Below are 26,831 nucleotides of genomic sequence, written 5' to 3' on the forward strand. Positions count from 1 at the left end.
CCGCACCGCGAGCTGCGGCTCCTCCTCCAGCTCCGCGACGTGACCTGCCGCTTCCCCGGCTGCACCCGATCCGCCGCGGGCGCCGAGGCCGACCACGTCGTCGAGTGGCGAAACGGCGGCGGCACCGACCCCGCCAACCTCGCCAGCCTCTGCGTCGCCCATCACCACGTGCGGCACGGCGACCGCTGGACCTACGTCCTCCACCCCGACGGCACCGCCGACTGGACCACCCCCACTGGCCGCCGCATCACCACGCGCCCGCCGGGCCTCGAGGCACGGCTCCGTCCAGACCCACCCGCGACCCCGAGGTTCGAGGACCGGCCGCCGCCGTTCTGACACGCTGCCGTTCTGACACGCTGCCGTGCTGCCGTGCTGCCGTGCTGCGGTGCTGCGGTGCTGCGGTGCTGCCGTGCTGCCGTGCTGCGGTGCTGCCGTGCTGCCGTGCTGCCGTGCTTTCGTGCTCCCGTGCTGCCGTGCACCCCTGAGGGAATCGGCTGTCGGGCGGGTTCGGCCCATGGCGCGGGTTCGCACTGGTGATCGGGCCGTGCTGTCGCTCGGAGGCGAGTGCTCAGCGACCTCCCGCCGCGCCACTGACGCTCGGATCTGCGCCTTCGCTCGGGTTCACGCGGCCGCACCGTCGCACCACCGCCGCACCACTGCCGCTGAGGCGCGGACCGTCACCGGGGCCGCACCGTCGCCTGACGCCGTGCCGACACCAGGGCCGTGCCGCCGCCTTGCGCCATGCCGCCGTTCAGCCACCACGATGCAGCTCCTCGGCAGCTCAGCTCCTCGGCAGCTCAGCGCGCGCCTAACCGCCGTCACATGCCGTCGCGACGGCCCGCCGTTCGGTCAGGGCGTCTCGCGACTGCGCTGGCGCCCCGCACGGCCCCACGGCTGATCCGGCGGGGTGCGCAGTCCGGGCGCGCAGTCCGGGCACGCCCGCGCGGTCAGTCGGCGACGCGGAGGAGCACCTCGCCCGTCGTCCCGCCCCGCGGCCGCCCCGCAGCCGCGACGCTACGCCGCCAGGAAGCGGTCCGCCGTCCGCAGCGAGAGCGCCATCGTCGCGAGCGCCGGGTTCGCGATCAGCGCGCTCGGGAACACCGAGTTGTCGCACACCCAGAGGTTCGGCACGTCGAAGCTGCGGCCGTCCGCGTCGATCACGGCGTCGCCCGCGTCGGTGCCCATCCGCACGGTGCCGAGCGTGTGCGCCGTGCGCGCCATCACCCGCGTGCTCGTCGCGCCGGCCGCCTCCACGATCGCGGTCATCGTCCGGATCGCGTGCCGGTCGATCGCCTCCTCGTTGGCGCCCGCCGAGAACGTGATGCGCGCCTTCGGCACCCCGTGCTCGTCCAGCTCGTCGGTCAGCTCCAGGCGGTTGCCGTCGGCGGGCAGGCACTCCGCGTTGATCCCGACGCCCGCCGCGAAGCGGTAGCCGTCGAGCGCGTCCATCAGATTCCTGCCCCAGAGTCCCGCGCCGCGGGCGAGCGTCGTCGCGTAGGTCAGCGGCATCACTCCGAGACTCTGGATCAGGTAGCCGCCCGCGAAGTCCGCGTCGGCCGGGCGGACGGTGTCCTCGGTGATCACCGAGGAGGGGTAGCCGCGGTAGCCGCGCATCTCGTTCTCGAAGGTGCCCCAGACCTGGGTCGCCCCGTGCGCCAGGAAGTTGCGGCCCACCTGGCCGCTGCTGTTCGCGATGCCGGTGTGCAGGAGGAGCCGGGGCGTCTCGACGCCGCCCGCGCAGAGGAACAGGGCGGAGCAGCGCTGCCGGTGCTCCACTCCGCCGCTCGTGTAGACCACGGCGCACACGCGGCCCGCGGCGTCCAGCTCGATCCCGTGCACGAACGAGTCGGCCCGGATCTCGGCGCCGGCGCGCACCGCCTCCGGCAGGTAGGTCACGTCCATGCTCGTCTTCGCGCCGGTCCGGCAGCCCTGATGGCACTGGCCGCAGTTGACGCAGGAGGGGCGGCCGTCGGCCCGCGGGCCGCTGAGCACGGCGGCGGGCGCGTCGGTCGCGCGCATCCCGATCGCCGCGCAGCCGCGCAGCATCATGTCGGCCGAGGCGTTCCGCGCGAGCGGGCCCTGCAGGTAGCGGCGCGACGGGTCCCACGGGTACTCGGCCGGGCCCGCCACTCCGATCGTCGCCTCCACCTTCTCGATGTACGCGGTGAGCTCGGCGTGCTCGATCGGCCAGTCGCGGCCGACGCCGGAGTCGCTCCGGAGCCGCAGGTCGCGCGGGTCGGGGCGGGGCGTGAACGCGCCCCAGTGCAGCGTCGAGCCGCCGACCCCGCGGCCGCTGTTGTTCTGCCCGAAGGCGGTGGGGGTCTCGCCTCCGCTGAGGCGCTCCTCCATCCAGTTGATCTCGACGGCCGCCGTCTCGTCGGCGGTGTGGCCGAGCGGATCTAAGTGCGGCCCGGCCTCGAGGGCGACGACCCGCAGCCCTCGAGCGGCGAGCACCGAGAGCAGGGGCGCTCCGCCGGCCCCGGTGCCGATCACGACGGCGTCGACCGTCTCGTCGAGCGGGAAGCGGCGCATGCCGGTCGTGTTCATCGGTGACTCCTCGTCGTCGGTTCCCAGGTCTCGCGGTCGTCGGCGCCGAGCAGGCGGAAGCCCGTCACGAGCGGCAGCGTGTCGCCGCCGCTGGCGTAGCCGTCGTAGCCGATCCGCGCCATCGACGCGGGGTGCGCCAGCCACTGCTTCACGAGGTCGACGCGGCAGTCCTCGAACCAGGCGGTCAGCTGCTCGGCACCGAGCCCGCCGGCCGAGCCGTCGCCGGGCTCCGCGGAGCCGTCGGCGATCGCGGTGAGGCGCGCGTCCTGCTCGGCGGGGCCGAGGCCGGCGAAGCCCCGGAGGGCGTCGAGCGCCAGACCGTAGGCGATCGGGTCGGCCGGCAGGTCGGCGTTGCGCCAGCCGTCGCCCTCGCCGTTCGCGAGCTGCGTGTCCACCCGTGCGGCCAGGTCGATCCGGCCGCCCTCCTGCGGGACGACCCGGTCGGCGATCGCGCGCAGCTCCGCGAGCTGGGCGACGGTCAGGGCGCGCGGCGCGTACTCCGGGTCGTCGGCGAGCGCGCGCACGGCCAGCAGCCCGCGCACCCGCGTGGAGGTGCGGGCGGAGGCGATGGCTGCGCCGACGTCGGCCGGGACCGACGGCGCCGTGCCGGCCTCCTCCTCCCAGAACCGGCGGATCGCCGCCGCCACCTCGACCGGGCGCTCGAACGGCAGCAGGTGGCCCGCCCCGGCGAGCGTGAGCAGCCGGGCACGGGAGTAGAGGGAGCCGTTGAGGCGGCGCTGCGCGTCGGCGCCGAGGTCGCCGTCCTCACCGCCCGCGATCAGGAGCGCGGGCACGGCTCCGAGGGCGGCCTCTCCGGTGCGGTCCTCGCGGCTGCCGTGCTCGAGCCAGTCGCGCCAGCCCTCGGGGGAGTAGCGGCGCAGCTCGGCCAGCACCTCCGCGTCGGCGTCGGCGGGCAGCGGCGAGCCGACGTTCTGGTCGACGAACTCGCGCGCCTGCGCCTCGTCGAGGTGCCCGTCGTCGACCCAGCCGAGCATGGTCGAGCGGCGCTCCTCCTCCATCGGCTCGGGCGAGAGCGGCGACCCGGCGAGGAGCACGACGCCCGCGAGCCCGAACAGGCCCGAGCGGCCGGTGACCGTGCGGGAGGCCACGAGCGAGGCGATCTTCCCGCCCATGCTGTGCCCGAGGAGCAGCCAGCGGGAGGCGCCGTGCTCGCGGATCCGGCGGATCGTGGCAGCGGTCATCTCCTCGAGCGAGGTCCCGGATCCACCGGGCAGGTCGAGCGCGACGAGGTCCGCGACGTCGGCGAGCTCGCGGCCGAGCGCGTCGAAGGCGCGGCCGTCGAGCCCGAGTCCGGGCAGGGCGAAGAGGGTGGGGCGGGGGCTGGTGGACACGGGCGTCCTGTCGGATCGGCCGCGCCACGGCGGTGGGGAGCGGGAGGAGAGCGGCGGCGGGGGGGCCGGCCCTCCTCATCCGACCACACGGCGTGCGCGCGCCCGGACCCTTGCGCCGACGGGGCTCTCGTGCTGTGCTCTGTGCCACCGTCCGCGGCACGATGCCGGGCGGTCGTGCCGCCCCTCCGTGCCCCCCTCCGTGCCGGGCCTCAGAGCGGGGCGGCGAACACCACCAGGTTGTCCCGGTAGCGGCCGATCGCCGCGTCGTACTCGCCTCCGCAGGTCACGAGGATCAGCTCCTCCTCGAGGGTCGCGCCGAAGACGCGGGCGGTGGGGAACGCGGCCTTGGCGTGGGACTCGACCGCCGTCACCCGGTAGCGGTGGTCGGAGCCGTCCACTCCGCTCACCGCGATCTCATCGCCCGGGGCGAGCTCGCCGAGGCGGAAGAAGACCGCGGGACCGGACCGCGAGTCGACGTGCGCCGCGATCACGGTGCGGCCGCTTCCACCCGGGCGCCCGCCTCCCGAGAACCAGCCGACGTCGTCGTAGTCCACCGGCACCTCCATCGCCCCGTCCGACTGGATGCCCAGCGCGATCAGCGGCTCGTCCAGGCCCATCGCGGGCACGCTCAGCCGGGCGGGCTCGACGCCGACGGTGCGCGCGGGCGCCGCAGCGGCGGGGTCGGGCACGGGGACCGGGGGAGGAGTGACCGGGGGAGCAGAAGCGAGGGCCGGAGGCGCGGGCGCGCTCGCGGGCGTCTCCGCTCCTCCGCTCCCGTCCGCGGCGGCGCACCCCGCGAGGAGCAGCACGGCGCACAGTGCCGCCGCGCCGCTCCTCGACCGGGTGCCCACGATCAGGAGGCGGTGCGCCGGCGGGCGACGACCACTCCGGCCGCGCCGAGGGCGGCGACGGCTCCGAGGCCGGCCATCGCGGCGAGACCGGACGGGCCCGTGGCGTCGCTCCCGGCGGCGGTCGCGCCGCCACCGGTCTGGAGGCCGCCGACCGGCACCTGCGAGAGCTGGCCGCGGACGACGCCAGCCGCATACGAGGCCGTGTGGGAGTCGCCCGCGAAGGCGGCGGGATCGGCCTCGAGGGCCTTCAGCGTGAATCCGGCGCCGGTGTCGGCCCCGTTCGCCTGGATGCCCGTGGTGAAGGGGCCCTGCAGGCAGCCGCTGCTGGTGCGGGGGCCGTCTCCGACCGGGGCCGGGTTCGGGAACGCGATGCGCGGCGGGCCCGCCTTGCCCAGCGCCGCCTGGTGGATGTGCGTCGCGGTCTTCGCGGGGCTCTGGTAGTCGCCGGTCACGCCGGTGAGGGTGATGTCGTAGCAGATGACGTCGAGGTCGCTGTTGACCCGGAAGGTCATCTCGCCCGTGGCGCCGGGCTGGCCGGGGGTCGCGGCGGAATCGGCGTTCACGACCTGGTCGGGCGTCGCCATCACCGTGAAGGCGCTGGTGAACGAGGACGGCTCGGCGACCTCGGTCTCGGCCTGGGCCGGCGCGGCGGCGAAGAAGGAGGCGGCGGCGACGGCGGTGATGCCGCCGAGGGAGAGCAGGCGGCGGCCGGCGCGGTTCCGCGCGGGGGACGTCTTCGTCATGGTGGAGCCTTTCGATCGCGAGCGCCGAGCGGGCCCGATGCAGGGAGTACGGCCGGAAGCGGCGCTGCGTTCACTCCATCTGAGAGGATCTTCACGGAGACGGTCCTCGCCTCCGATGAACGCCGCCGCCGCCGCGGCCGTACCCCCTTCCGACGGACCACCGGTCCCGACGAGGAGGCGGTGTGGCGCGGACGGCGACGGCACGACGAGACGAAGGGCCCGCGATGCCGCGCGAGCACTCGGAGGTCCCGGCTCCCGTGGTGCGCCTCGAGCCCCGGACGGCGGAGTTCGACCCGGCCGCCGCCTTCGACGAGCACGGGTCCGCCCTGCTCGGCTTCGCGCTCAACGCCCTGCGCGACCGCGGCCTCGCTGAGGACTGCGTGCAGGAGACGTTCCTGCGCGCCTGGCGCTCGCGGGCGAGCTACTCCGCCGAGCGCGCCAGCACCCGCACCTGGCTCTTCGCCATCGCCCGCAACGTCGTCATCGACGTGCACCGCTCGCGCCGGCGCCTGCCGCGCCTGGTCGAGGCCGAGATTCTGGAGGAGGTGCCCGCGGAGGACCGCGACCCCCTCGAGCCGCTCGCGATCGCCGAGGCGCTCGCGCGGCTCTCCGCCGAGCACCGGCAGGTCGTCGTCGCCGTCCACCTGAACGGCGAGACCTACGCCGAGCTGTCGGCCGCCACGAGCGTGCCGGTCGCCACCCTGCGCAGCCGCGCCTTCTACGCTCTCCGAGCGCTCCGCGGTCACCTCGCGAGCGCCGGACCCACCGACGAGGAGAGATCGTGATCGACCGAGACCAGCCCGACGGAGACGAGCCCGGCGGCCGCCGCGAGGAGCTCCTCGCCGCGGCCCTCGCCGGCGACCTCTCCGCCGAGGAGACGCGGGAGTTCGAGAGCCTGCGCGCCGCCGACCCCTCGATCGACCCCGAGCTCGCGTCGTTCGGCGCGGTGGTCGACCGGGTCGGCGCGCTGGGCCGCTGGGAGGAGGCGGAGCCGTCGCCGGAGCTGCGGTCGCGCGTCGCGGCGCTCGCCGGGGAGCGGCCCGAGCGCGGGGAGAGTCTGCGTGCCTCGCGCCGCCGTGCCGTCCTGGCCGTCGCCGCGGCGGCCGCGCTCCTCGTCGTGGGCGGCGTCGCCGGAGCGGCCCTGCGGTCCGCCGAGGAGCGCCCCGTCGCGGGACCGCCCGGGACGCTCGGCGCCGTCGAGGCGATCGCCTTCGACGAGCGGACGGAGGGCGTGACGCTCGACGGCTCGCTGGTCGCGCACACCTGGGGCACCGAGACGATCCTCCGCGGGACAGGCTTCGCGCTCGGCGAGAGCTACGACCTCGTGCTGGTCACCGGCTCCGGCGAGCGGCTCCCGTCCGGCTCCTTCCTCGGCAGCTCCGCGGAGCTCGACTGCGAGATGAACGCGGCCGTCCTGCGCGAGTCCGTCGCCGCCGTCGAGATCACCGACGCCGGCGGCGCGCTCGTCGCCTCCGCCGCCCTCCCCGCCGTCACCTGAGAGCCGGCGGCGCGGGCTCGCGGCGCGGCTTCAGCTCGCTGACGAGCGTGCCCGCGACGATGAACCCCGCCCCGAGCAGGGCGAGCGCGGGGAGCCGGTCGCCGGCGAGGCGGCCGATCAGGCCGGCCCAGACGGGCTCGGCGGAGTAGATGATCGTGGCGCGCGACGGCGAGACCGAGCGCTGAGCCCAGTTCATCGTCAGCTGGATCAGGCAGCTGCTCGCCCCGAGCGCGAGCGCGGGGATCAGCCAGGCCCACGAGAACGCCGGGACCGCCTCGCCTGCGACGGGCATCGAGGCGAACCCGAGCGCGCCGGCGACCAGCAGCTGCACCACGGTCACCCGGCCGAGGTCCACGCGTCCGGCGACGAGGCCGATCAGGATGATCTCCGCCGCGATCGGCAGCGTGCTCACGATCGTCGCCACCTCGCCCGCTCCGAGCGCGACGCCCGGCTGCGGGCCCGCGATCAGGAGCAGTCCGACGAACGCCAGCGCGACGCCCACCAGCGTCAGCACGCCCGGACGGCGACGGAACACGACCCACTGGAGCAGCGGCACCAGCGGCACGTACAGCGCGGTGAGGAACGCGGAGGTGCTGCTCGTGATCGTCTGCAGCCCGTAGCTCTGCAGGCCGTAGCCCGCGAAGATCATCACCCCGATCACGACGCCGGCCGCGAGATCGATCCGCCGCATCCCCCGGAGCGACCGGTGGAACACGACCGCGCTGATCAGTCCCGCGATCGCGAACCGCATCCCGACGAAGAACAGCGGACCACTGTGCTCCATCGCGATGTGCACGGCGAGGAAGGTCCCGCCCCAGATCGCGGTGATGCCGATGAGCGCCCACTCCGGACGGGTGAAGCGGAGGCCCCGGAGCGGCGAGATGTGCATCATTCTGCACATCCTAGGAGCATCAGGGGCCTGTCGGTGCAGAATAGTGCGCATGTCGGCTCCCGTCCTCGCCCACCTGGGCGGCAACCTCCGTCTCGCGCGGCGCGGAGCCGGACTGAGCCAGTCCGCGCTGGCGGCGCGCTCGGGCATCAGCCGGCGGACGATCGTCGCGGCCGAGGCCGGCGAGGCCAACATCTCGCTGACCGGAGTCGACCGCCTCGCGACCGCCCTCGGCACCACGTTCACTGCACTCGTCTCGGCCCCGGGATCCGCGCCCGCGGCGATCGACCAGGTCGCCTGGCGGGGAGCGGGCGAGGCGAGCGTCGCCGTCCTGCTCTCCTCCGTCCCCGCGCGCCGGGAGGCCCAGCTCTGGACCTGGACGCTCGGCCCCGGGGACCGCTACGACGCGCAGCCCGACCCCGAGGGGTGGCACGAGATCCTGCTCGTCACCGCCGGCGCGCTCCTCCTGGAGCGGGAGGGCGAGGAGCCCGTGCGGCTGGAGCCCGGACGGCACCTCGCCTTCCCGACCTCGCGGCACTACTCCTACGTGAACGCGGTGGATGCCGTCACGACGCTCGTCCGGATCGTGGTCGACTGACGGGTCGGCGCCTCAGGCCCGCGAGCGCAGGGTCTCGAGCAGCGCCGCGGGGGTCTCGGGGTCGTCGAGGCTGATCGCGAACTCGCGCGAGCGGTCCGTCGTCACCACCAGCCCCGGCCCGGCGTGCAGGATGACCGCCGAGCGGCCAGGCATCACCCGGTACCCCCAGCCGCCCCACTCCGACGGCTGCAGCTGGGCCGTGCCGGCCGAGGCGATGGTGTCGAGCGGGATGCGGCGCAGCGGGATGCCGAGGGCGGTCGTGACGACGCGGAGGCCGCGGCGGTCGGCGGTCACCCTCAGGCGGGAGAAGGAGAGGAGCACCAGCGCGACGACGCCGAGGACGACGGCCGTCGCGATCGCCGGACCGGTGGCGCCCGCCGCGGCGAGCGTCGCGAGGGAGAGGGCCGCGCCCGCCGCCGTGGCGACCGCGGCGACGGCGAACACCGGGCCCGTCAGCGTCTGCGACCAGGCGCCGGTCTCCTCCGCCGCGAGCGGCAGGCGGCCGGCGGCCAGGCGGGAGGCGCGCCGGGTGCCCGGAGCGATCAGCGCGGGCACGACGGCGAAGAGTATCCCTCCGAGCAGCGCGAGCAGCCACCCGCCGAGCTCCGCCCCCTCGGCGCGCCCGGCCGCGAGCGTCGTGCCGACCGAGGTCGCCCAGGCGGAGGCGCCCATCCCGGCGACGAGGCCGAGGGTCGCCAGCAGGAGCCGCGGGGCGCGCCCGACGGCCGCCGCCACGACGCCCGCGACGGCCGGGAGCCCGGAGAGCACGAGGGCGATCGCGAGCAGGGCGCCCGTCGCCGCGGTCGCATCGGCCGCCCCGGTCCCCGACCAGTGCGAGGCGAGCTCCGCGGGCAGAGCGTCGTCCAGGACGAGGCGCGAGACGAGCACTCCGGCGGCGGGGAGCAGGAGGGACGCGGCGGCGAGGAGCTCGCGGCGGCGGTCGGCGGTGGCGGTCATGATCCGGTCCTCTCGATCAGGCGGACGAGCTCCGCCGGGGTGATGCCGCTGCGACGGGCCTCCGTGAGCAGCTCGTCGACCAGGGCGGTGACGCGCACGAGCCCGGGCCCGGCCGACTCCGTGATCCACGCGCCGCGGCCCCGGCGCATCTGGAGGATCCCGTCGTCGCGCAGGGCGGCGTACGCGCGCAGCACGGTGTGCATGTTGATGCCGAGCGAGTCGGCGAGCTCGCGGGCGGGCGGCAGGCGGTCGCCCGCCGAGAGCTCGCCCCGGGCGACGGCCGAGCGCACCTGCGACTCCAGCTGGTCGGCGAGCGAGCCCGCCGCGGAGTGGTCGACCCGGAACAACATGTTCACAATGTTAGTAGAACAAGCAGCGCACCACCAGGCCCTCAGTGCAGCGCGAGCGACACCGCCAGCACCACCATCACGACCGCCACGGCCGCGTCGAGGATCCGCCAGGCCCCGCGGCTCCGGAACAGCGGCCGCAGCGCGCGCGCTCCGAAGCCGAGAGCGGTGAACCACAGCACGCTCCCGGCCGCCGCCCCCGCCCCGAACCACCAGCGCTCGTCGCCGTGCGTGTTCGCCACCGACCCGAGCAGCACGACCGTGTCGAGGTAGACGTGCGGGTTCAGCAGCGTGAGCGCCAGGCACGTGCCGATCGCCGTGCGGAGCGACGTCGAGGCGCCGGCCGGATCGCCGTCGAGGGTCCCCGGCCGCAGTGCGCGCCTCGCCGCCATCACCGCGTAGGCGAGGAGGAAGGCGATGCCGCCCCAGCGGATCACCACCAGCAGCCACGGCGCCGACTCCAGGACCGCTCCGATCCCCGCGATCCCGAGCACGATCAGCGCGGCATCGCAGAGCGCGCAGATCGCGACGACGGCGGGCACGTGCTCGCGGCGGAGGCCCTGGCGGAGCACGAAGGCGTTCTGCGCGCCGATCGCGATGATGAGCGAGAGGCCGAAGCCGAGGCCGGAGAGGGCGGCGAGGAGGGGGGACACGCTCCGACGCTAGGGCGGGGCGCTCCTGTAGACCAGCTCATGCTCCTTCAGTACCGTAAGCACTACTGATGCTGACCGACGACCTCGACCTCTCCCGCCTGCGCGCGCTCGCCGCCTCCGTCCGGTACGGCTCCTTCGACGCCGCCGCCCGGGCCCTGCACATCACCCCCTCCGCCCTCAGCCAGCGGATCAAGGCGCTCGAGACCGCCGCAGGCCGCGTCCTGCTGGTGCGCTCGCGCCCGGTCGTCGCGACCGAGGCCGGTGCGGGGCTCCTCCGCCTCGCCCGCCAGATCGAGCTCCTCGCCGACGACGCCGTCCGCTCGCTCGGCGGCGAGGACGCGGAGGGGGCGGGCCCCGTCGTCCTCCCGCTCGCCGTCAACGCCGACTCCCTGGCCACCTGGGTGCTGCCCGCGCTCGCCTCCGTCCCCGACGTCGTGGTGGAGCTGCATCGCGAGGACCAGGCGCACACCACCGCGTTCCTCCGCGACGGCACCGTGCTGGCGGCCGTCACCGGAGAGTCGGAGGCGGTGCTCGGCTGCACCGTCGCGCCCCTCGGAGTGATGCGGTACCGCGCCATGGCCTCGCCTGCGTTCGCCGAGCGCTGGTTCCCTGACGGCGGCGTGGCCGGCCTCGCGAGCGCTCCGCTGGTCGTCTTCGACGAGAAGGACCGCCTGCAGGACGACTTCCTCCGGGCCGCCGGCGTCGACGGCAGACCGCCGCAGCACCGCGTCCCCGGATCGACCGACTTCGAGCGGGCCGTGCGCCTGGGCATGGGGTGGGGGATGCTGCCCGAGCTGCAGGCCCCGGTCGGCGGCGACGGCCTGGTCGAGCTGGGCGGCGACCCCGTCGACGTCCCCCTCTACTGGCAGCAGTGGGCCCTGCACACGCCCGCCCTCGACGCGGTCGCCGCGGCCGTCTCCGCCGCCGCGCGCGCCGCGCTCCGCTGACCCGCGCGCTGACCTGCGCCGCCGGGGAGGCGCTCAGACCGCGAACACGTCGCGGAGGGTCACCGTCTCGAGCGAGCGCTCGCGGAGGATGTCGACGAGCCGCGCGTAGACCTGCGTCACAGGATCGAAGTTCGCGTGCCCGATCACGATGTGCTGCGGCAGGAACCACTGGTCCGCGAAGCCGACCACCTGCTCCGGCGTGATCCGCCCGGAGTCCGAGAGCGAGCCGTACCAGAGCACCGTCGCCGTGTAGCCGATCGCCGACGCGGCGGCCCGGCTCCGCTCGTCCGTGTAGCCGAACGGCGGCCGGTAGAAGGGCGCCGCCTCCACCCCGTAGGTCGAGCGGATGAAGTCGCCGTTGCGGCCCAGCTCCTCCTGCACGCCGTCGCTCGAGAGGCTCGTCAGGTCGGCGTGCGACCAGGTGTGGTTCGCGAGCTGCACCTGCCCCGAGGCGACGAGCGGAGCCAGCAGCGGCGCGTTCACGGTCCACGAGTCGTACTTCCCGTTGAGGAAGAAGGTCAGCCGGGTGCCGGTGTCGCGGGCGAACTGCGCGTAGGCGGCGACCACGTCGGAGTCCGCGCCGTCGTCGACGGTCCAGGCGAGCGTGCTCCCCTCGCCGGGCAGCTCCGAGATCGTGCCGGAGGGCAGCGGCGCCTTCCGCCGCACCGGAGCCGCCGCGGCGGTCATGGTCGGCACGGGGCGGGGAGGGGTCGGGACGGCCGTCGGCGCGGCGGACGGCAGCACCGCCGCCGGCGCCGTGCTCGGCGGGAGCGCCGCGGGAGCGGGCCGGGCGGGCGTGCACCCCGTCAGCGCGACCGCCGAGGAGGCGATCCCCAGCAGCAGCGCGCGTCGCCTCAACCGGTCCACGGGCCCCCCTCGCGAGCCCCGTCCCCCGGAGCGTCCCCGCGACCGTAGCGGTCGGGGAGGGAGCGGGCAACGCGGCGCGACACCCCTCCCTCCCCGCAGCCTCTACCGGAAGGTGCGCCTGACCGCGTTGTTCGCCGGCGTGGGATCGGCGGCGGCGGTCGACACCCTGGCGTCGATCGTCGTGGCGGCCGGCCGGTCGACGAGCGTCACCGAGTAGGTGGTGCTCCGCCCGGCCGAGACGCTCGGCGCGGTCCAGGTGAGGACCGTCGTGCCCGCGGCCGAGCCCTTCGTCTGCACGGCGCCGGGCGCACTCGCCACCGTTCCGCTGACGACGACCCGGGTGGTCGTCGTCGCCGCGTCCCGGGTGCCGGTGTTCCGGACGGTGATCGTGCCCGAGAGCGGGGCCGTCGCCGCCAGTCCCGGCGCCGGCGCCAGCGTCAGCGTGAGGTCGGCGCGGGTGGAGGACTTCACCTGCAGCGACTGCGTCACCGAGGTCGCGGCGAGCCACGCCGAGTCGCCCGCCTGCGTGGCCCGGACGGTGCAGCTCGCCGCGCCCGTCAGCCGCACCGTCGCCGTGCCCGCGCCGGTGGCGGTCAGCGTGCAGCTGCCGCTCGCGTACAGCTTCACGGGCAGACCGGAGGAGGCGGTGGCCGCGACCGGGTAGGCGATCCCCTTCTCGGGCGAGGACGGCATCGCGGTCGAGAAGGCGACCTTCTGCGCCTTCTTCTTCTGCGGGACGACCGCGGCGACCGCGATCGACTGGGTCGCCCGGGGAGCCGCGTCGTGCGAGGCGTCGCCGGCCTGATCCGCGGTGACGGTGCAGGTGCCGGATCCGCTGAAGGTCACGACGCCGCTCGCGAGCGAGCACGCGCCCGTGGCGCCGATCGTGACCGGCAGACCGGAGGAGCCGCCCGCCGCGGTCGGCGTGTAGCGGCCGCCCGCGGTCGCCGTGCTCGGAGCCGCGGAGGTGAAGGCGACCGTCTGCAGCGCCTTGCCGATCGGGAACGTCCGGACGACCTGCTCCGCGGGCGCGTGAGCGTCGTCGCCGGCCTGGTCCAGCGTCAGCGTGCAGGTGCCGACGGAGTCGTAGGACACCGTGCCGTCCTCTCCCAGCGAGCAGGAGTCGGAGGCGTCGAGCACCGGGTCGGCGCTCGACGGGCCGCGGACGATCGACGGGGTCCAGGAGCCGCCGATCCGGGCGTCCGTCGGAGCGGCGTCGCGGAACGTCACCGCTCCCGCTGCCGCGCCGACCTCCACCGACTGCGAGATCCGCGGAGCCGCCGAGTGGCGCTCGTCCCCGGCCTGGTCCGCGGTCACCGTGCAGGTGCCGGAGCGGGTGAAGGACACGACCCCGCCCGCGATCGTGCAGGACCCGGCCGCGTCGAGCACCACGGGGGCGCTCGACGCGCCGGCCGTCACGACGGGCGTGTAGGAGCCCCCCGCGACCGCCGCGTCGGGGACCGGCGAGGCGAACGCCAGCGTCTGGCCGAGGGCGCCGATCGCGAAGGTGCGGACGGCCTGCGGAGCGGCGCCGTACCGCGAGTCGCCCGCCTGGTCGAGCGTCAGCGTGCAGGTGCCGACGGAGTCGTAGGACACGACTCCCGCGGCCGCCGAGCATGCTCCGGAGGCGGTCAGCACCGGACGCGCCGTGGAGGGCCCGGCGATGATCCGCGGGGTGGTCGTCCCGCCGACCGTCGCGCCGGTCGGCGCGGTGCCGCCGAAGGAGACGGTGCCCGCGAGCAGTCCGACCGCGATCACCTGCGAGGCCCGCTCCGCCGCGTCGTACCGGGCGTCGCCCGTCTGGTCGGCGGTCACCGTGCAGGTGCCCGATCCGGTGAAGGCGACGACCCCGTTGGTGAGCGTGCAGGACCCGGAGGCTCCGAGCACCACGGGCCGCCCGGAGGCTCCTCCGGTCGCGGTCGGACGGTAGGTGCCACCTGCGAGCGCCGAGTCCGGCGCCTGCGAGGTGAAGGCCACGGTCTGCGCGGTCCGGGTGATCTCGAAGCTGCGCACCGCCGTCGGCGCTGCGCTGTGGCGGGAGTCGCCCGCCTGGTCCAGCGTCAGCGTGCAGGTGCCGGCGGAGTCGTAGGAGACCAGTCGGAAGGGCCCGACGGAGCAGGCGCCGGAGGCCGTCAGCACCGGGGGAGCACTGGAGGGGCCGGCGACGACCGCGGCCGTCGAGGAGCCCCCGACCCGGGCCTCGGCCGGAGCATCGCCGCCGAACGCGACGGTGCCCGCGAGCTGCGAGACCGCGACGGTCTGCGAGGCCTGCGCCGCCGCCGCGTAGCGCCCGTCGCCCGCCTGGTCCGCCGTGACGGTGCAGGTGCCGCTGCCGGCGAAGGTGACGACGCCGTCGGCGAGCGTGCAGGCGCCGGTCGCTCCGATCGTCACGGGGAGCCCGGAGGCGCCGCCCGTCGCGGTCGGAGTGAGCGTGTCGCCGGACGTGGCCGTCGACGGCGCGGTCGAGGTGAAGGCGACGGTCTGCGCGATCGCGGTGATCTCGAAGGTCTGGACCGCCCGCGCGGTGCCGTAGGTGGCGTCGCGGTAGTGGATCGCCGTCAGCGTGCAGGTGCCCGCGGAGTCGAACCGGACGGCGCCGTTCTCGCCGTCGGAGCAGGCGCCCGAGACGCTGAGCACCGAGGGGCCGGAGGACGGTCCGCGCGTGAAGGCGGGAGTGAAGGATCCGCCCACCTTCGCGTCGGTCGGGACGGCGGTCGTGAACGCCACGGAGCCGGGCGCGTAGCCGACCTCCACCTCCTGCACGGCGGGCCGGGCACTGTCGTACTGCCGGTTGCCGTTCTGGTAGGCGAAGACGCCGCAGACACCCTTCGTGGTGAAGGTGACCACGCCGTCCTTCGCCGAGCACGACGCGGTGGTGAGGAGGAACGGAGCGATGCCCGAGGCGCCGCCCTCGATCACCGGGCGGTAGGTGTCTCCGAGGACGGCGCCGACCGGAGGCGCGCTCGTGATCCGGACCGTCTGCGGGAGGAAGTAGATCGAGTACTCCTGCTCGGCGTGCCGCGCGGGCCAGTAGCCGTCTCCGGGCTGGTCGAGGGACAGCACGCAGAGCCCGGCCCCGTCGTTCCGCACGGTCACGCCGTCCGGGAGGATCGAGCAGTCGCGGCTCGCGGAGAGCACCGGCACGCCCTTCGACGGGCCGGGCACGATCGTCGGCCGGTACGTCTCGAGCGACATCGCGTGCGGGGGCGCGGTGCTCCCGAAGGAGAGGTTCCCCTCGGGAGTCCCGACCGTGATGACCTGCCGGACCTGCGGAGCGGCGTCGTGCCGATCGTCCGCGGCCTGGTCGATCGTCACCGTGCAGGTGCCGTCGCCGAAGAACGTCACCACGTCGTCCGCGATGGTGCAGTTGCCGTTCTCGATCACCGCGATCACGAGCGGGTTGCCCGAGCCGCCGCCGGTCGCCTCGACCGTGTACCGGTCGTCGGTGAACACCCGGTCGGGCGGAGTCGAGGTGACGACGACGGTCTGGGGGATCCGCGAGATCGGGACGAAGCGCACCAGGCCGTCGGCGGCCGCGTACACGTCGTCGCCCGGCTGGTCGAACTGCACGCCGCAGGTCGAGGGCTCGGTGTAGGTCAGGATCTGCGCACCCGTCGCGTCGGGGGCGACGGTGCAGCCGAAGAAGGTCCTGACGAGCACCGGCAGTCCCGAGCTCGAGGTCGCCGTGGCGACGCCGGTCGACTCCAGGACGCCGGTCCTCGGCACCGCGACCGTCAGCGTCTGCGACGCCTTCGCGACCTCGAGATCGAAGGAGGCGCGCCCCGCGGTGTAGTGGTCGTCGCCGGCCTGGTCCGCGGTCACGGTGCAGGTGCCGCTCCGGGTGAAGGTCACGACGCCGTCGGCGATCGCGCAGGATCCGGTCGCTCCGATCGAGACCGGGCTCCCGGAGCCGCCGCCGGTGGCCGTCGGAGTGAAGGTGCCCAGCGCCGTCGGCGCGGTCGGCCGCGAGGAGGTGAAGGCGACCGTCTGCGAGAACTTCCGGACCGTGATCCGGAACGAGGACGTGCCGGTGTTGCCGGCCTCGTCGTCCGCGGTGCAGTCGACCGTCGTGTCCCCGATCGGGAAGACGCTCCCCGAGGCGGGCGTGCAGGTCGAGCCCACGGCTCCGTCGACCGCGTCCTGCGCGGAGGACGCGAAGGTGACGACGGCGCCGGAGACGTCGGCCGGCTCGGCCGTGACGGCGGCGGGCACGGTCACGACGGGGGCCGAGCGGTCGGCCAGCGCGAAGGTGCCGGGGATCGACCGGAGGGTGTAGTTCGGCCCCGCGTCGCCTCCGTCGCACCGCGTGACGTAGTCGCCGACGGGCGTGCGCGCTCCGATCGTCACCTTCCCGGTGCCGTCCGCCGTGTAGTAGGCGCCGGTCGGCTCGGTGACGAACCGGTCGGTTCCTGCGAAGCCGTCGGCCGTGCAGGTGACCGTCGGGGCGGTCGCGGTGCCGTGCGACTGCGTCCCGGGGCTCGACGCGGTCACCGTGAGGGGCGCCGGCGAGATCGTGAGCGCGCCGTCGATGGTGATCAGCTGTCCCGAGGGGTTCGTCAGGCCGGAGCAGCGCGTGGGGTAGCGGCCGACGGGGGTCGTCGCGGAGAGCGCCAGCGGCGTCCTGAATCCGGTGTCGGACGCCGCGAAGGCGCCGCAGGAGACGGTCCCCGAGGGGGAGCCGGTCACGGAGGCGGTGATCGCGGGGGGAGTGGATCCGTAGGTCGACGAGGGCGAGGAGGCGGTCACCATCGGGACAGCCGCGACGATGCGCAGCGCGCCGTCCTTGTACCCCGCGATCGTGTAGTCGCTGCTGACCTTCGCGCCGCTGCACCGCGTGGTGAAGGTGGTGAAGGTGGAGGTGGGCCAGTTCGGGATCAAGCGGTAGATGACGTCGTCCGCCGTGACGATCGGCCGGTAGACGCCGGCCGTGAGCGGGGCGCCGAAGGTGTCGGAGCCGACGAAGGCGGCCGTGCAGCGCAGGTCGGGGGACGGCGCGCCTCGCGGGTAGTCGACCGTCGGAGCGGTGACCGTGAGCGCCTTCGGCTTCGCCGTGAAGCTCTGCAGGGGCTCGCCCGCCCAGCCCAGAGGAGCGAGCGCGTCGAGCCTCGCCGCGAGCGTGCAGACGCCGGCGTGGAGCACGGTCACCCTCATGCCGCTGACGGAGCAGGTCTCGGCGGTCCTGCTGCTCAGGACGATCGAGCGGCCGGGCACATCGACGGCCTGCGCGTAGGGGCTCGCGTCGAAGGAGTCGCCGTACGCCTTCTGCGGGAGCGTCGACAGGTCGAAGCGCACGCCGCCCACCGCCACGGTGGCCGGCTCGCTGCGGACGCTGCCCCCGCAGGTGGTCAGGGTCGCCCGGTAGCGGTAGGAGCCGGTGGGATCGGGGCCGGCCTCGAGGAACGCGGTCCCGTCCTCCCGGGCGCCCGCCCGGCCGAGGGCGGGCTTCCACGTGGCGCCGCCGTCGGTGGACCTCTCCCACGACACGGCGGGGATGCCGCCGTAGACGGCCGAGACGCTCACGCCCATCGTCAGCGTGTAGATCTGGTTGGTGACGCCCGCGATGTCCGAGGGCTGCCGGGTGATGACGGGTGCCGCGGCGCACGCGCGCACCTCGTGGCGCAGAGCGGGGAGCGCCGACCAGCTCCCTCGTCCCGCCTCGGCGGGGGTGATGGTGTCGGGGTAGTGCGCGCGGATCTCGTTCCAGCCCTGCGGGATGTCCCTCGTGGTCAGAACGCCGACGCCGTCCGCGTCGAGGGTCACCCTGCTGGTGCCTGCACCGGTGAGGATCTCGACGGTGCCGCCGGCGGCCACCGGCCGGCCCAGGCTCGGGATGGTCACCTTCGCGGTGACGGTGACCTCCTGCCCGAGCATCGAGAAGTCGGGGGTGCGCGTCACGGTCACGGCGGTGTCGTACACCGGAGCGACCACGGGGTCGGCCGCCGTCGGGCCGGCCGTCTGCGAGATCCTCGTCACGCTCGGGTGCACGTAGCTCGAGCCGCCGCCGCCGGCGCCGGGGTCGTTCATGACGCCGAGGGTGTCGTTCATGCTGCCGAACACGTAGGGCGATCCGCCGCCGCCGCCGTACCACCAGCCGGCCCCGCCGCCGCCGCCGCTGTGGCCGGGGAACGAGCAGTTGCCGCCGCCGCCGCGGGAGGCGCCGGCGTCGGCGCCCTTGCCGTCGTTGAGGAACACGCCCCACTGGCCGTTGTTGCCGTCGGCGCACTCGCCGAACGTGCTGTAGCCGCGGGCGCCGGGCGAGCCGCCCGAGCTCTGCCCGGCCGCGCCGCCGCCGCCGCCGTCGGCCGCGTTGTTCCTGCCGCCGTTCCCGCCGCCCCTCGCGCCGCTGCCGGCGTCGGCGTCGCCGCCGACCGAGGACCGCCCGCCGCCGCCTCCGCCGCCCGCCGCCACGGCGAGGGCGTGCTGACAGCCGTCCGAGCCGGCCGTGCTGAGGTACTGGGCGTCGCCGCCCGCGCCGCCGGAGTCGCCCGCGTAGACGCCGCCGTTCACGTAGCGCGCGGCGCCTGCCGCTCCGGCCGGGGCGCCGGCGAGGCGCCCGATCTCCAGCACCTGCCCGGGCGTGACGGGCACCTCGACGACGAGGCTGGAGCCGCGTCCGCCGGCGTTGCCCGTTCCGAGGCCGCTCGCACCCTTCCCACCGTTCTGTCCGCTGAGGACGGCGCGGACCGTCGAGACCCCGGTCGCGGGAACGGTGTACTGCGACACCGTCGAGACCTTCGGGGAGGTGAAGCACGCGGTGCTGAAGACCGGCGCCGCCGACGCGGTCGGCGCGGCCACGACGCTGAGGCCGGCACCCGCCACGAGCACGGCCGCGGCGACGAGGGAACGGAGGAAGGACTGGCGCATGTGCTGCTACTCCCGGCTGCTGCCGGGAGCGGGCGCCCGCGGTCGGCTCAGAGTAGGGCGGTCGTCGACCCGCGAGGAAGGCGCAAGATACACGAACGCCCTGCTCGGGGGGTACGGGAGGCCACTTCTGCCGGAACCTCCCAGGAAGTCCCCGTGCACGTCCGGGCAGTGTCTCCACCCTGTCGGGGGAGTGTCCCCACCCTGTTGCGGCCGCCGCCCGGGTCGCGTAGCCTAGCGAGGTTGCGTGCATCTGCACGCGCTTGCGTGCTGCCCACCGGGCAGGAGCTCCGGCTCCGGCCGGACAGGCGGGCGGTGCGCCGACAAGTGACCTTGGGTGGGTCGGGCGGGGCTTCGTGCCGCGCGTGATCCACGGTAACCACACATGGAGGAAACCATGGCAGCAGTCTGCCAGGTGACCGGAGCCGTCCCCGGCTTCGGGCACGCCATCTCGCACTCGCACCGGCGCACCAAGCGCCGCTTCGACCCGAACGTGCAGAAGAAGACGTACTACGTGCCGTCGCTTCGCCGTAACGTCACCCTGACCCTCTCGGCCAAGGGCATCAAGGTCATCGACGCCCGTGGCATCGAGTCCGTCGTCAAGGATGTTCTCGCTCGCGGGGTGAAGATCTAATGGCCAAGCAGCAGGACGTCCGTCCGATCATCAAGCTCCGTTCGACGGCCGGCACCGGTTACACCTACGTGACCAAGAAGAACCGCCGCAACGACCCCGACCGTCTCGTGCTCAAGAAGTACGACCCCGTAGTGCGCAAGCACGTCGACTTCCGCGAGGAGCGCTAAGTATGGCCAAGAAGAGCAAGATCGCCCGCAACGAGCAGCGCAAGGTGATCGTCGACCGCTACGCCGCCAAGCGCCTCGAGCTGAAGAAGGCCCTGGTCGACCCGGCCGGGACCGACGAGACCCGTGAGGCCGCCCGCGTCGGCCTCCAGAAGCTCCCCCGCAACGCCTCGCCCGTCCGCGTCCGCTCGCGCGACGCCGTCGACGGCCGCCCCCGCGGCAACCTCACGAAGTTCGGCATCTCGCGTGTCCGCTTCCGTGACATGGCGCACCGCGGCGAGCTGCCCGGCATCACCAAGTCCAGCTGGTGACCGAGCGCCGCTAGCGGCGTGAACGATCGAAGGCCCGTGATCCATCGGATCGCGGGCCTTCGTCGTCCCGCCGACGGACGTAAAATATGCGGATGACCGACTCCAGCCTGCCCACCGTCGCCGAGATCGCGGCGCTCATCGACCACGCGATCCTGAAGCCCGAGCTCACCCGCGCCGACGTCGACGCCCAGCTCGACGAGGCGCGAGCGTCCGGCGTGTTCAGCGTCTGCGTCCGCCCCTCCGACATCGCCCACTCGGTCGCTCGGCTCGAGGGCTCCGGCGTCCTGGTCGGCACGGTCATCGGCTTCCCCCACGGCACCACCTCGACCGCGGCGAAGGTCGCGGAGTCGCGTCAGGCGCTCGCCGACGGCGCGTCCGAGCTCGACATGGTCGTCAACATCGGCCGCCTCCGGAGCGGCCTGCTCCAGGACGTCGAGGACGACGTCCGCGCCGTGGTCGAGGCCGCCGAGGGCCACGTCGTCAAGGTCATCCTCGAGACGAGCCTCCTCGACGACGAGCAGGTCGTCGAGGGCAGCCGGGCCGCCGAGCGCGCCGGCGCGGACTTCGTGAAGACCGCCACCGGCTTCGCGGGCGGAGGCGCGAACGAGCACGACCTCCGCCTCATGCGCGGCGCCGTCTCGGAGGCTGTCCAGGTGAAGGCGTCCGGCGGCGTCCGCGACCTCGACACGCTCCTCGCCTACCGCGGCCTCGGCGTCACCCGCTTCGGCACCAGCGGCTCCGCGACCATCCTCGGCGACCTCGCCGCGCGGCACTCGGGCGACTCCTCCGCGGCACGTGTCGACTCCGCCTCCTACTGACGGAGCGGCCGACGAGGGCCGCACCGCACCCGCCGACCGGATGACGCCCGTGCGCCTGCGCCCGGGCCGCGCCGGCCGGTGGGCGGAGCGGACCCGCCGCCCCCTCGACGAGATCGCCCGCGCCCTCAAGGAGCGCGTCTACGCGACCTTCACGGGCCTGGCCGTGGTGATGATCTACCTCGTCGGCGACCACCCCGACGCGGTCCACGCCCTCCAGAGCCTCGTGATCTCGATCATCGGGATCTCGGCCGCGGGCTTCGTCGCCGAGGTGATCGCGCACCAGGTCGTGCACGCGGCGACGCCCTCGCGAGCGGAGTCGGGCACGATGCTGCGGATCGCGGGCGGGGCGCTCGCCTCGGCGTCGCTCCCGGTCCTCGCGCTCGGTGCCGCGGCGCTGGGCTGGATCGACGCGACGGTCGCGCTGCGGATCGGCGCGGGCGTCTACGTCGCCACGCTCGCGGGGATCGCCCTCATCGCCGTCGTTCGCGCGGGCCTCTCCTGGAAGGAGAGCCTCGTCTCGCTGCTCGGGATCGTGGGCCTCGGCGTTCTGGTCGTCGGCGTGCTCGCGCTCGCGCACTGATCCGGAGGCGCCGCCGCGCGTAGGCTCGGACGGATGACGTCACGCACCAGGGTCGAGCTCGGCCGCCGGGAGGACCTCGGCGCCGACTGCGCGAACTGCTTCGGCCTGTGCTGCGTCGCCCTCGCCTTCGCCCGCTCCGCCGACTTCCCGTTCGACAAGCGCGCCGGGGACCCGTGCGTCAACCTCGACGGCGAGGACGCGTGCACGATCCACCGCCGGCTCCGGCCGCAGGGCTTCGTCGGCTGCACCGTCTTCGACTGCTTCGGCGCCGGTCAGAAGGTCTCGCAGCAGACGTTCGGCGGCGTCTCCTGGCGGTCCGACCCGGCCGTGCGCGAGCGGATGTTCGCGGTGTTCCCGCTGATGCGCCGCCTGCACGAGCTGCTCTGGTACCTCGACTCCGCTCTGGCGCTGCCCGGCGTCGGCGCGCCGCTCCTCGATGAGCTGCGCGAGCGGTTCGACGCGGTGCACGCGCACACCCTCGGCGAGCCGGAGCAGGTGGTCGCGGTCGACGTCGACGCGGAGTACGGAGCGTCCCGGCCGCTCCTGATCGCGGCGAGCGCGGCCGCTCGCGCAGGAGCGGCGCCGGCTGCCCGCCGGTCGAGGGGCCGTCGGCTCGCTCCGGGTGCCGATCTGGCGGGTGCATCGCTCCGGAACGCGGACCTGCGGGGGGCGGATCTGCGGGGCGCGCTCCTCCTCGCCGCGGATCTGCGGGGTGCGGATCTGCAGCGGTGCGACCTGCTCGGGGTGGACCTTCGCGATGCGGACGTGTCCGGTGCGCGGCTCGCCGAGGCGGTCTACCTCACCCAGGCGCAGGTGAACAGCGCCCGAGGGGATGCGGCGACCACGCTGCCGTCGCACTTCGAGCGCCCGTCGCACTGGGGCGGCTAGGCCGCCGGGTCAGAGGCTGCGGGGGCCGCCCAGCGACTCGTCGCCGCCCTCGTCGTCGAAGCCGAGGGCCTCGACGACCTCGCGGCCGAGGAGGTGCGCGCCGCTCCAGCCCTCGATGACGCACCGGGGGAACGCCTCGCGGTCCGGGGAGCCGAGCCATGCGGCCGCGGCCTCGCGGGCCCACGCCTCGGAGGCGTACACGCCGATGATCTCGGTGCGGTCGTCCCACGGCGTCGCGGTCGAGAGGACGAAGTGGTCACCGTTCACGATCGGATCTCCTCCGGCTCTCGGGGTTCAGCGACCCCGTGGGAGTGCGGGACCGGACCGGACGCTACCCGCGGGCGGGGGAGCGCGTCTCCGGGGTCGACACGAGCGCGGATGAAGGCTACGGGAACGTCGAGCGCGGCGCGATCACCCGATGGTCCCACGCAGGCGGGCGTTCAGCCCACCCAGAGCCGTCGCGATCTCGTTCTCGTCGCTTCCGGGGAGGAGGGCGCCGCCCTGCTCGAGGCCGTGGCGCAGGGCCTCGACCTCCTCAGCGGGGAGGCCGCCGCTGTCGAGGAGGGCCTGGAGGGCGGCGAGGATGCCGACGAGGGCGACGGCGTCGTCCAGGTCGAGGGGGCGGACGCAGGACTTGTCCATGTCATCGCTCCTGTTCGGGTCAGACGACGCGCGGGTCGGTCTCCTGGGTGTCGTCCTCGGGGATGTGGACGTCCTGGACGGTCACGTTGATCTCGGCGACCTCCATGCCGGCGATGTGCTGGATGGCGTCGGCGACGGCGGAGCGCACGTCCTCGGCGACCTTCTGCAGCGGCGCGGGGTACTCGGCGACGATGGTGATGTCGGCGGCGACCTGGCGTTCGCCGACCTCGACCTTGACGCCCTGGCCGCGGTCGTCGTTGCCGATCGCACTGCGGATGGCGCCGATCGCTCGGGCCGCTCCTCCGCCGAGGGCGTGGACGCCCGGGACCTCGCGCGCGGCGATGCCGGCGACCTTGGCGATGACGCCGTCCTCGATCACGGTGCGTCCGGATCCGGTGCTGGTCTGACGGGTGGTGGTCGCGGTGGTCTCGGCCATGGTCTCCTCTTTCGCTCGGGGCCCGATCGCTCGATCAGGCGGGGTATGCAGGTAGGACGCTCCGTCGACGCCGAACGTCACGGTCGGATCCGGCCCGCCCAGGCAACTGCCAGAGAGGCGGGCCGGGCCGGGCCGGTCCTCTCAGGAACGCGGTCGACGCCCGTCGATTCGCCCTCGGCCCGGTGCTGTGGTGGCATGGAGCCGTGACCGACGCGACCGCCCCGCAGGCGCCCCTCCCCGATCGGACGGCCGCGCGCATGCGCCCGCGCGCCCTGCTCGTCCTGGCCCTGATCGGCGCGGTCGGCGGGACCCTGTCGGGCGCGTTCGGCGTCGGCGGCGGGATCGTGATGGTGCCGATGCTGATCGCGTGGGCCGGGATGGACCAGCGCCGCGCCTCCGCCACCTCGCTGCTCGCGATCGCTCCGACCTCGGTCGCCGGAGCGTTCGGCTACGCCCTCGCCGGTCAGGTCGCCTGGGTCCCGGCGGCGGTGATCGCGGCTGCGGCGATGCTCGGGGCGGTGGCCGGATCCTGGCTGCTCGCGCGGCTGCCTCTGGGGGTGCTGCGCTGGATGTTCGTGGCGCTGCTCGTGGCCGCGGCGGTGCGGATGGCCGTGTTCGGCTCGAACGACACCGGCGACGTCGCCGAGGGCTGGGGCGTGTGGCCCGGATTCGCGGGGCTCGGCATCGGGATGGGCGTCGCTTCCGGCCTCTTCGGCATCGGCGGCGGAGCGATCGCCGTGCCGGTCCTGGTCGGCGCCTTCGGGCTCGCGGACCTCCTGGCCAAGGGCACCTCACTCGCCGCGATGATCCCCACGGCGGTCACCGGCTCGATCGCGAACGCCCGGCGCGGCCTGCTCGACGTGCGCGCAGGCCTCGTGGTCGGGCTCACCGCCACGGCGTTCTCCTTCGCCGGAGTCGCGCTCTCCTTCCTCCTGCCGGCGCGCGTGTCCGGGATCCTCTTCGCGGTCCTCCTCCTGCTCGCCGCGGTGCAGCTCGCCCTCCGCGGGCGGCGCCGCTGAGCCCTGCACGACGCGGACCCCCGCCGTCAACGCCCTGTCCGATCCGTCGCAGACGCTCGTAGCGTCGTCGCGATCGGGCGCGGGCCCGGAGGGGCGGGAGCACGATGGAGCAGCAGCAGCGCGAGCAGCAGCAGCAACGCGAGCAGCAGGGCCGGCAGCAGCGGCGAGGGGGCGGCGCGAGCCTGCACCGGGACGTCGCACCCGGGGTGCACCGGCTCGAGCACGCCTGGACGAACCTCTACCTGATCGAGGAGGCCGGCCGGCTGACCGTCGTCGACGCCGGTCTCCCGAGGACGTGGCCGCACCTGGTCCGCGCGCTGGAGGTGCTCGGCCGCTCGTTCGGCGACATCGACGCCCTCGTGCTGACCCACGCGCACTTCGACCACCTCGGCGTCGCCCGCAGCCTCGTCCGGCGGGGCGTCCCCGTGCACCTGCACGCGGCCGACCAGCCGCTCGCCGCGCAGCCCTACTCCTACCGCCGCCAGCGCACGCCGTTCGTGTACCCGCTGCTGCACCCCTCCGCGATCCCGGTGCTCGGAGCGATGGCCCGTGCGGGCGTGCTCGCGGTGCCGCCCGTGCACGGGACCCTGCCGCTGACCGCCGGAGCGGTGCTCGACGTGCCAGGATCGCCCCGCGTGCTCGCGACTCCGGGGCACACCGACGGGCACGTCTCGCTGCACCTGCCCGAGCGCGACGCGGTGATCGGCGGAGACGCCCTGGTCACGCTCGACCCCTACTCCGCGCGCACCGGCCCGCACCTGGTCGCGCGCGCCGCGACCGCCGACACGGCGCAGTCCCTCGACTCGCTGCGGGTCCTCGCCGGGACCGGGGCGCGGACACTCCTGCCCGGCCACGGCGCGCCCTGGCGCCTGGGCGTCGCGGCGGCGGCCGAGCTCGCGGCGCGGACGCCGATCGCCTAGGGCGCGCCGCCGCAGGCCGCTCAGAGGCCGGTGGCCTGCCTCCCCGGCCGACCCGGTTCCGCAGCCGTGGCACCATCGGAGGTGATGTCGATCCCCGGTCCCGCATGAGCGCGGTCAGCTACCAGGCCGCGTCGATCCCCCTCCGCCTGGCCAGCGCCGGCATGGTCGTCGCCCTCCCCGTCCTCGCCGTCGAGCGTCTCGGCGACGTCGCGCTCGGCGGCGCCCTGACCGGAGCGGCGCTCTTCCCCGCCGTGATCGCCGCACCGCTCGTCGGCACGGTGCTCGACCGGATCCGCCGCCCCCGCCGGCTCCTGGTCGGCGCCGCGCTCACGACCGCCGTCGCCTTCGCGGTCGCCGCCTTCCTCGGCGAGGTGCCCACGCCGCTCATCGTGGTGCTGCTGCTCCTCGCGGGGCTCGCGACGCCCGTCTACATGGGCGGCATGTCGAGCTTCGTCACGAGCGCCATCCCGGAGCCGCGCCGCGCCTACGCGCAGGACTCGCTCTCGTACACGGTCGCCTCGATCAGCGGGCCGGCCATCGTGGGCCTCGCGGTCGGAGTCGGGGGAGCGCGGACCGCGATGCTCGCCATGGCGGTCCTCGCCCTCATCGGCGTTGTCGGGTCGCTCGGCCTCGCCATGGAGGCCCGTCCGGCGCCGACCGTCGGCGTGCTGCGGACGATCGTCGCGGGCGTCACCCACCTCGTGCGGCACCGTCCGATCGCGGTGGTCACCTCGGCGGGCACCCTCAGCCAGGTCGCGGGCGGAGCGGCGGGAGTCGCGGCGATCAGCCTCTCGGTGGAGCGGCTGGGCAGCACCGACGCCGCCGCGTGGATCCTGACCGCCTTCGCCGTGGGCGGCCTGCTGGGCGCCCTCGCCGTGGCGGCCCGCCGCTGGACCCGCCGTCCGCCGGCGTGGACCATGGGCGCCGCCTACATCGCGACCGGCGCCGTCCTCCTGGTCGCCGTCCCCGACCTGGGCGTCGTCGTGGCGATCGCCGCCTTCGCGGTCGCGGGCGTCTTCACGGCCCCCTCGAACGCGGCGATGCTGCTGCTGCGCGACGAGGAGAGCCCCGCCGCCGTCCGCTCGCAGGTGTTCACGATCGGCGCGGGGCTGCGCTCCGCCGCCGCGGCCGTCGGCGCCGTGCTGGCGGGAGCGGCGTCCGGCCTCGGAGCCTCCTGGCTCGTCTCGGGGATCGCCGTGGTCTGGATCGGCTCCGGCCTGCTCCTGCGCCTGTTCCCCGCGCGCGACCGCGACTGACCCGGGCCGCGCGCGGAGCGCTCGGCGGGACCGGCACCACCGCGCGCGGGGAT

The 26,831-nt window shown here is 74.9% G+C and carries 27 protein-coding genes; 14 read left to right on the forward strand and 13 right to left on the reverse strand.

What is annotated here, in order from left to right:
* Positions 1-336: HNH endonuclease signature motif containing protein (locus tag C5C33_RS13365; protein ID WP_146085785.1), on the forward strand; the 336-nt coding region annotated here is incomplete at its 5' end.
* 678 nt (positions 337-1,014) lie between these two features.
* Here C5C33_RS13365 and C5C33_RS13370 read toward each other — a convergent pair.
* From C5C33_RS13370 to C5C33_RS13385, 4 genes are all read right to left on the reverse strand, one after another.
* On the reverse strand, positions 1,015-2,547 hold the full coding sequence (locus tag C5C33_RS13370; protein WP_104261333.1) for a GMC family oxidoreductase: 1,533 nt from the start codon (positions 2,545-2,547) through the stop codon (positions 1,015-1,017).
* The gene (locus C5C33_RS13375) at positions 2,544-3,899 is read right to left on the reverse strand and encodes an alpha/beta hydrolase (RefSeq protein ID WP_104261334.1); all 1,356 of its coding nucleotides are present in this window, start codon (positions 3,897-3,899) and stop codon (positions 2,544-2,546) included. Before C5C33_RS13375 ends, C5C33_RS13370 begins: the two co-directional genes overlap by 4 nt.
* A 209-nt stretch (positions 3,900-4,108) precedes the next feature.
* Positions 4,109-4,588 carry a class F sortase gene (locus C5C33_RS18815; protein WP_258069243.1) on the reverse strand — a complete coding sequence of 160 codons (480 nt, stop codon included), beginning with the start codon at positions 4,586-4,588 and terminating at the stop codon, positions 4,109-4,111.
* Positions 4,589-4,752: 164 nt separating this feature from the next.
* Positions 4,753-5,493, reverse strand: coding sequence for a CHRD domain-containing protein (locus C5C33_RS13385; RefSeq protein ID WP_104227340.1), 741 nt, complete (start codon positions 5,491-5,493; stop codon positions 4,753-4,755).
* A 224-nt stretch (positions 5,494-5,717) separates the two neighbouring features.
* Here C5C33_RS13385 and C5C33_RS13390 point away from each other — a divergent pair, with 224 nt between their 5' ends.
* Entirely contained in the window at positions 5,718-6,278 is a 561-nt protein-coding gene (locus tag C5C33_RS13390) for a sigma-70 family RNA polymerase sigma factor (protein WP_104261336.1), read from the forward strand.
* Positions 6,275-6,991, forward strand: a complete 717-nt coding sequence (locus C5C33_RS13395; protein WP_104261337.1) for a hypothetical protein — start codon at positions 6,275-6,277, stop codon at positions 6,989-6,991. Before C5C33_RS13390 ends, C5C33_RS13395 begins: the two co-directional genes overlap by 4 nt.
* Here C5C33_RS13395 and C5C33_RS13400 read toward each other — a convergent pair.
* Positions 6,984-7,883 (reverse strand): DMT family transporter, encoded by a 900-nt coding sequence (locus C5C33_RS13400; RefSeq protein WP_258063200.1) that lies wholly within the window; start codon positions 7,881-7,883, stop codon positions 6,984-6,986. The genes C5C33_RS13395 and C5C33_RS13400 overlap by 8 nt on opposite strands.
* 49 nt (positions 7,884-7,932) lie before the next feature.
* Between C5C33_RS13400 and C5C33_RS13405 the strand changes: the two genes are divergently transcribed.
* On the forward strand, positions 7,933-8,478 hold the full coding sequence (locus C5C33_RS13405; RefSeq protein ID WP_104227343.1) for a helix-turn-helix domain-containing protein: 546 nt from the start codon (positions 7,933-7,935) through the stop codon (positions 8,476-8,478).
* Positions 8,479-8,490: 12 nt separating this feature from the next.
* On the opposite strand, the gene C5C33_RS13410 is transcribed toward C5C33_RS13405, so the two are convergent.
* Genes C5C33_RS13410 through C5C33_RS13420 form a run of 3 tightly spaced genes read right to left on the reverse strand, consistent with a single transcriptional unit; the run spans position 8,491 to position 10,435 of the window.
* Positions 8,491-9,435 carry a hypothetical protein gene (locus tag C5C33_RS13410; RefSeq protein ID WP_104261338.1) on the reverse strand — a complete coding sequence of 315 codons (945 nt, stop codon included), beginning with the start codon at positions 9,433-9,435 and terminating at the stop codon, positions 8,491-8,493.
* Entirely contained in the window at positions 9,432-9,785 is a 354-nt protein-coding gene (locus C5C33_RS13415; protein ID WP_104261359.1) for a GntR family transcriptional regulator, read from the reverse strand. The genes C5C33_RS13410 and C5C33_RS13415 overlap by 4 nt, the downstream gene beginning before the upstream one ends.
* Positions 9,786-9,826: 41 nt before the next feature.
* The gene (locus C5C33_RS13420; RefSeq protein WP_104227345.1) at positions 9,827-10,435 is read right to left on the reverse strand and encodes a LysE/ArgO family amino acid transporter; all 609 of its coding nucleotides are present in this window, start codon (positions 10,433-10,435) and stop codon (positions 9,827-9,829) included.
* 68 nt (positions 10,436-10,503) lie between these two features.
* Here C5C33_RS13420 and C5C33_RS13425 point away from each other — a divergent pair, with 68 nt between their 5' ends.
* Positions 10,504-11,382: a LysR family transcriptional regulator ArgP gene (locus C5C33_RS13425; RefSeq protein WP_104261339.1), complete on the forward strand. Its 879-nt coding sequence runs from the start codon at positions 10,504-10,506 to the stop codon at positions 11,380-11,382.
* 33 nt (positions 11,383-11,415) lie between these two features.
* On the opposite strand, the gene C5C33_RS13430 is transcribed toward C5C33_RS13425, so the two are convergent.
* Both C5C33_RS13430 and C5C33_RS18595 read right to left on the reverse strand, forming a co-directional pair.
* The gene (locus C5C33_RS13430) at positions 11,416-12,249 is read right to left on the reverse strand and encodes a polysaccharide deacetylase family protein (RefSeq protein WP_219814950.1); all 834 of its coding nucleotides are present in this window, start codon (positions 12,247-12,249) and stop codon (positions 11,416-11,418) included.
* A gap of 102 nt (positions 12,250-12,351) precedes the next feature.
* The gene (locus C5C33_RS18595) at positions 12,352-19,113 is read right to left on the reverse strand and encodes an HYR domain-containing protein (RefSeq protein ID WP_181136250.1); all 6,762 of its coding nucleotides are present in this window, start codon (positions 19,111-19,113) and stop codon (positions 12,352-12,354) included.
* Between the two features lie 394 nt (positions 19,114-19,507).
* Between C5C33_RS18595 and rpmB the strand changes: the two genes are divergently transcribed.
* The 6 genes from rpmB to C5C33_RS13465 all read left to right on the forward strand — a co-directional run bounded on the left by rpmB (position 19,508) and on the right by C5C33_RS13465 (position 22,505).
* A complete protein-coding gene (gene rpmB, locus C5C33_RS13440) occupies positions 19,508-19,744 on the forward strand; it encodes a 50S ribosomal protein L28 (RefSeq protein WP_056038148.1) in 237 nt (78 codons plus the stop codon).
* Positions 19,744-19,911, forward strand: a complete 168-nt coding sequence (gene rpmG / locus C5C33_RS13445) for a 50S ribosomal protein L33 (protein WP_027692168.1) — start codon at positions 19,744-19,746, stop codon at positions 19,909-19,911. The genes rpmB and rpmG overlap by 1 nt, the downstream gene beginning before the upstream one ends.
* A 2-nt stretch (positions 19,912-19,913) precedes the next feature.
* Positions 19,914-20,219: a 30S ribosomal protein S14 gene (gene rpsN / locus C5C33_RS13450; protein WP_104225107.1), complete on the forward strand. Its 306-nt coding sequence runs from the start codon at positions 19,914-19,916 to the stop codon at positions 20,217-20,219.
* Between the two features lie 92 nt (positions 20,220-20,311).
* The gene (deoC, locus tag C5C33_RS13455; protein ID WP_181136251.1) at positions 20,312-21,037 is read left to right on the forward strand and encodes a deoxyribose-phosphate aldolase; all 726 of its coding nucleotides are present in this window, start codon (positions 20,312-20,314) and stop codon (positions 21,035-21,037) included.
* Complete coding sequence (locus C5C33_RS13460) at positions 21,015-21,617, forward strand: hypothetical protein (RefSeq protein ID WP_146076980.1); 603 nt, start codon at positions 21,015-21,017, stop codon at positions 21,615-21,617. The genes deoC and C5C33_RS13460 overlap by 23 nt, the downstream gene beginning before the upstream one ends.
* A 33-nt stretch (positions 21,618-21,650) precedes the next feature.
* Positions 21,651-22,505, forward strand: a complete 855-nt coding sequence (locus tag C5C33_RS13465) for a pentapeptide repeat-containing protein (protein WP_104227349.1) — start codon at positions 21,651-21,653, stop codon at positions 22,503-22,505.
* Between the two features lie 9 nt (positions 22,506-22,514).
* Here the strand turns inward: C5C33_RS13465 and C5C33_RS13470 are convergent, their stop codons facing one another.
* The 3 genes from C5C33_RS13470 to C5C33_RS13480 form a co-directional block, all read right to left on the reverse strand.
* On the reverse strand, positions 22,515-22,772 hold the full coding sequence (locus C5C33_RS13470; RefSeq protein WP_104238985.1) for a hypothetical protein: 258 nt from the start codon (positions 22,770-22,772) through the stop codon (positions 22,515-22,517).
* A 144-nt stretch (positions 22,773-22,916) separates the two neighbouring features.
* On the reverse strand, positions 22,917-23,147 hold the full coding sequence (locus tag C5C33_RS13475; RefSeq protein WP_104261342.1) for a hypothetical protein: 231 nt from the start codon (positions 23,145-23,147) through the stop codon (positions 22,917-22,919).
* Between the two features lie 19 nt (positions 23,148-23,166).
* Positions 23,167-23,583: an Asp23/Gls24 family envelope stress response protein gene (locus tag C5C33_RS13480; RefSeq protein WP_104261343.1), complete on the reverse strand. Its 417-nt coding sequence runs from the start codon at positions 23,581-23,583 to the stop codon at positions 23,167-23,169.
* 203 nt (positions 23,584-23,786) lie between these two features.
* Between C5C33_RS13480 and C5C33_RS13485 the strand changes: the two genes are divergently transcribed.
* The 3 genes from C5C33_RS13485 (at position 23,787) to C5C33_RS13495 (ending at position 26,778) form a co-directional block, all read left to right on the forward strand.
* Entirely contained in the window at positions 23,787-24,602 is an 816-nt protein-coding gene (locus tag C5C33_RS13485) for a sulfite exporter TauE/SafE family protein (protein WP_104233037.1), read from the forward strand.
* Between the two features lie 104 nt (positions 24,603-24,706).
* Entirely contained in the window at positions 24,707-25,522 is an 816-nt protein-coding gene (locus C5C33_RS13490; RefSeq protein ID WP_104261344.1) for an MBL fold metallo-hydrolase, read from the forward strand.
* 104 nt (positions 25,523-25,626) lie between these two features.
* Positions 25,627-26,778 carry an MFS transporter gene (locus C5C33_RS13495; RefSeq protein WP_104261345.1) on the forward strand — a complete coding sequence of 384 codons (1,152 nt, stop codon included), beginning with the start codon at positions 25,627-25,629 and terminating at the stop codon, positions 26,776-26,778.
* The last annotated feature ends 53 nt before the right edge of the window (positions 26,779-26,831 follow it).

The organism is Rathayibacter sp. AY1H3 (assembly GCF_002932015.1).

Coding starts and splice junctions, on each gene's coding strand:
- C5C33_RS18595 (WP_181136250.1), bottom strand. CDS start 19,113: ATGCGCCAGTCCTTCCTCCGTTCCCTCGTCGCCGCGGCCGTGCTCGTG.
- C5C33_RS13425 (WP_104261339.1), top strand. CDS start 10,504: ATGCTGACCGACGACCTCGACCTCTCCCGCCTGCGCGCGCTCGCCGCC.
- C5C33_RS13400 (WP_258063200.1), bottom strand. CDS start 7,883: ATGATGCACATCTCGCCGCTCCGGGGCCTCCGCTTCACCCGTCCGGAG.
- rpmB (WP_056038148.1), top strand. CDS start 19,508: ATGGCAGCAGTCTGCCAGGTGACCGGAGCCGTCCCCGGCTTCGGGCAC.
- C5C33_RS13415 (WP_104261359.1), bottom strand. CDS start 9,785: ATGTTGTTCCGGGTCGACCACTCCGCGGCGGGCTCGCTCGCCGACCAG.
- C5C33_RS13475 (WP_104261342.1), bottom strand. CDS start 23,147: ATGGACAAGTCCTGCGTCCGCCCCCTCGACCTGGACGACGCCGTCGCC.
- C5C33_RS13465 (WP_104227349.1), top strand. CDS start 21,651: ATGACGTCACGCACCAGGGTCGAGCTCGGCCGCCGGGAGGACCTCGGC.
- C5C33_RS13370 (WP_104261333.1), bottom strand. CDS start 2,547: ATGAACACGACCGGCATGCGCCGCTTCCCGCTCGACGAGACGGTCGAC.
- C5C33_RS13405 (WP_104227343.1), top strand. CDS start 7,933: ATGTCGGCTCCCGTCCTCGCCCACCTGGGCGGCAACCTCCGTCTCGCG.
- C5C33_RS13410 (WP_104261338.1), bottom strand. CDS start 9,435: ATGACCGCCACCGCCGACCGCCGCCGCGAGCTCCTCGCCGCCGCGTCC.
- C5C33_RS13480 (WP_104261343.1), bottom strand. CDS start 23,583: ATGGCCGAGACCACCGCGACCACCACCCGTCAGACCAGCACCGGATCC.
- C5C33_RS13390 (WP_104261336.1), top strand. CDS start 5,718: ATGCCGCGCGAGCACTCGGAGGTCCCGGCTCCCGTGGTGCGCCTCGAG.
- rpsN (WP_104225107.1), top strand. CDS start 19,914: ATGGCCAAGAAGAGCAAGATCGCCCGCAACGAGCAGCGCAAGGTGATC.
- rpmG (WP_027692168.1), top strand. CDS start 19,744: ATGGCCAAGCAGCAGGACGTCCGTCCGATCATCAAGCTCCGTTCGACG.
- deoC (WP_181136251.1), top strand. CDS start 20,312: ATGACCGACTCCAGCCTGCCCACCGTCGCCGAGATCGCGGCGCTCATC.
- C5C33_RS13495 (WP_104261345.1), top strand. CDS start 25,627: ATGAGCGCGGTCAGCTACCAGGCCGCGTCGATCCCCCTCCGCCTGGCC.
- C5C33_RS13385 (WP_104227340.1), bottom strand. CDS start 5,493: ATGACGAAGACGTCCCCCGCGCGGAACCGCGCCGGCCGCCGCCTGCTC.
- C5C33_RS13490 (WP_104261344.1), top strand. CDS start 24,707: ATGGAGCAGCAGCAGCGCGAGCAGCAGCAGCAACGCGAGCAGCAGGGC.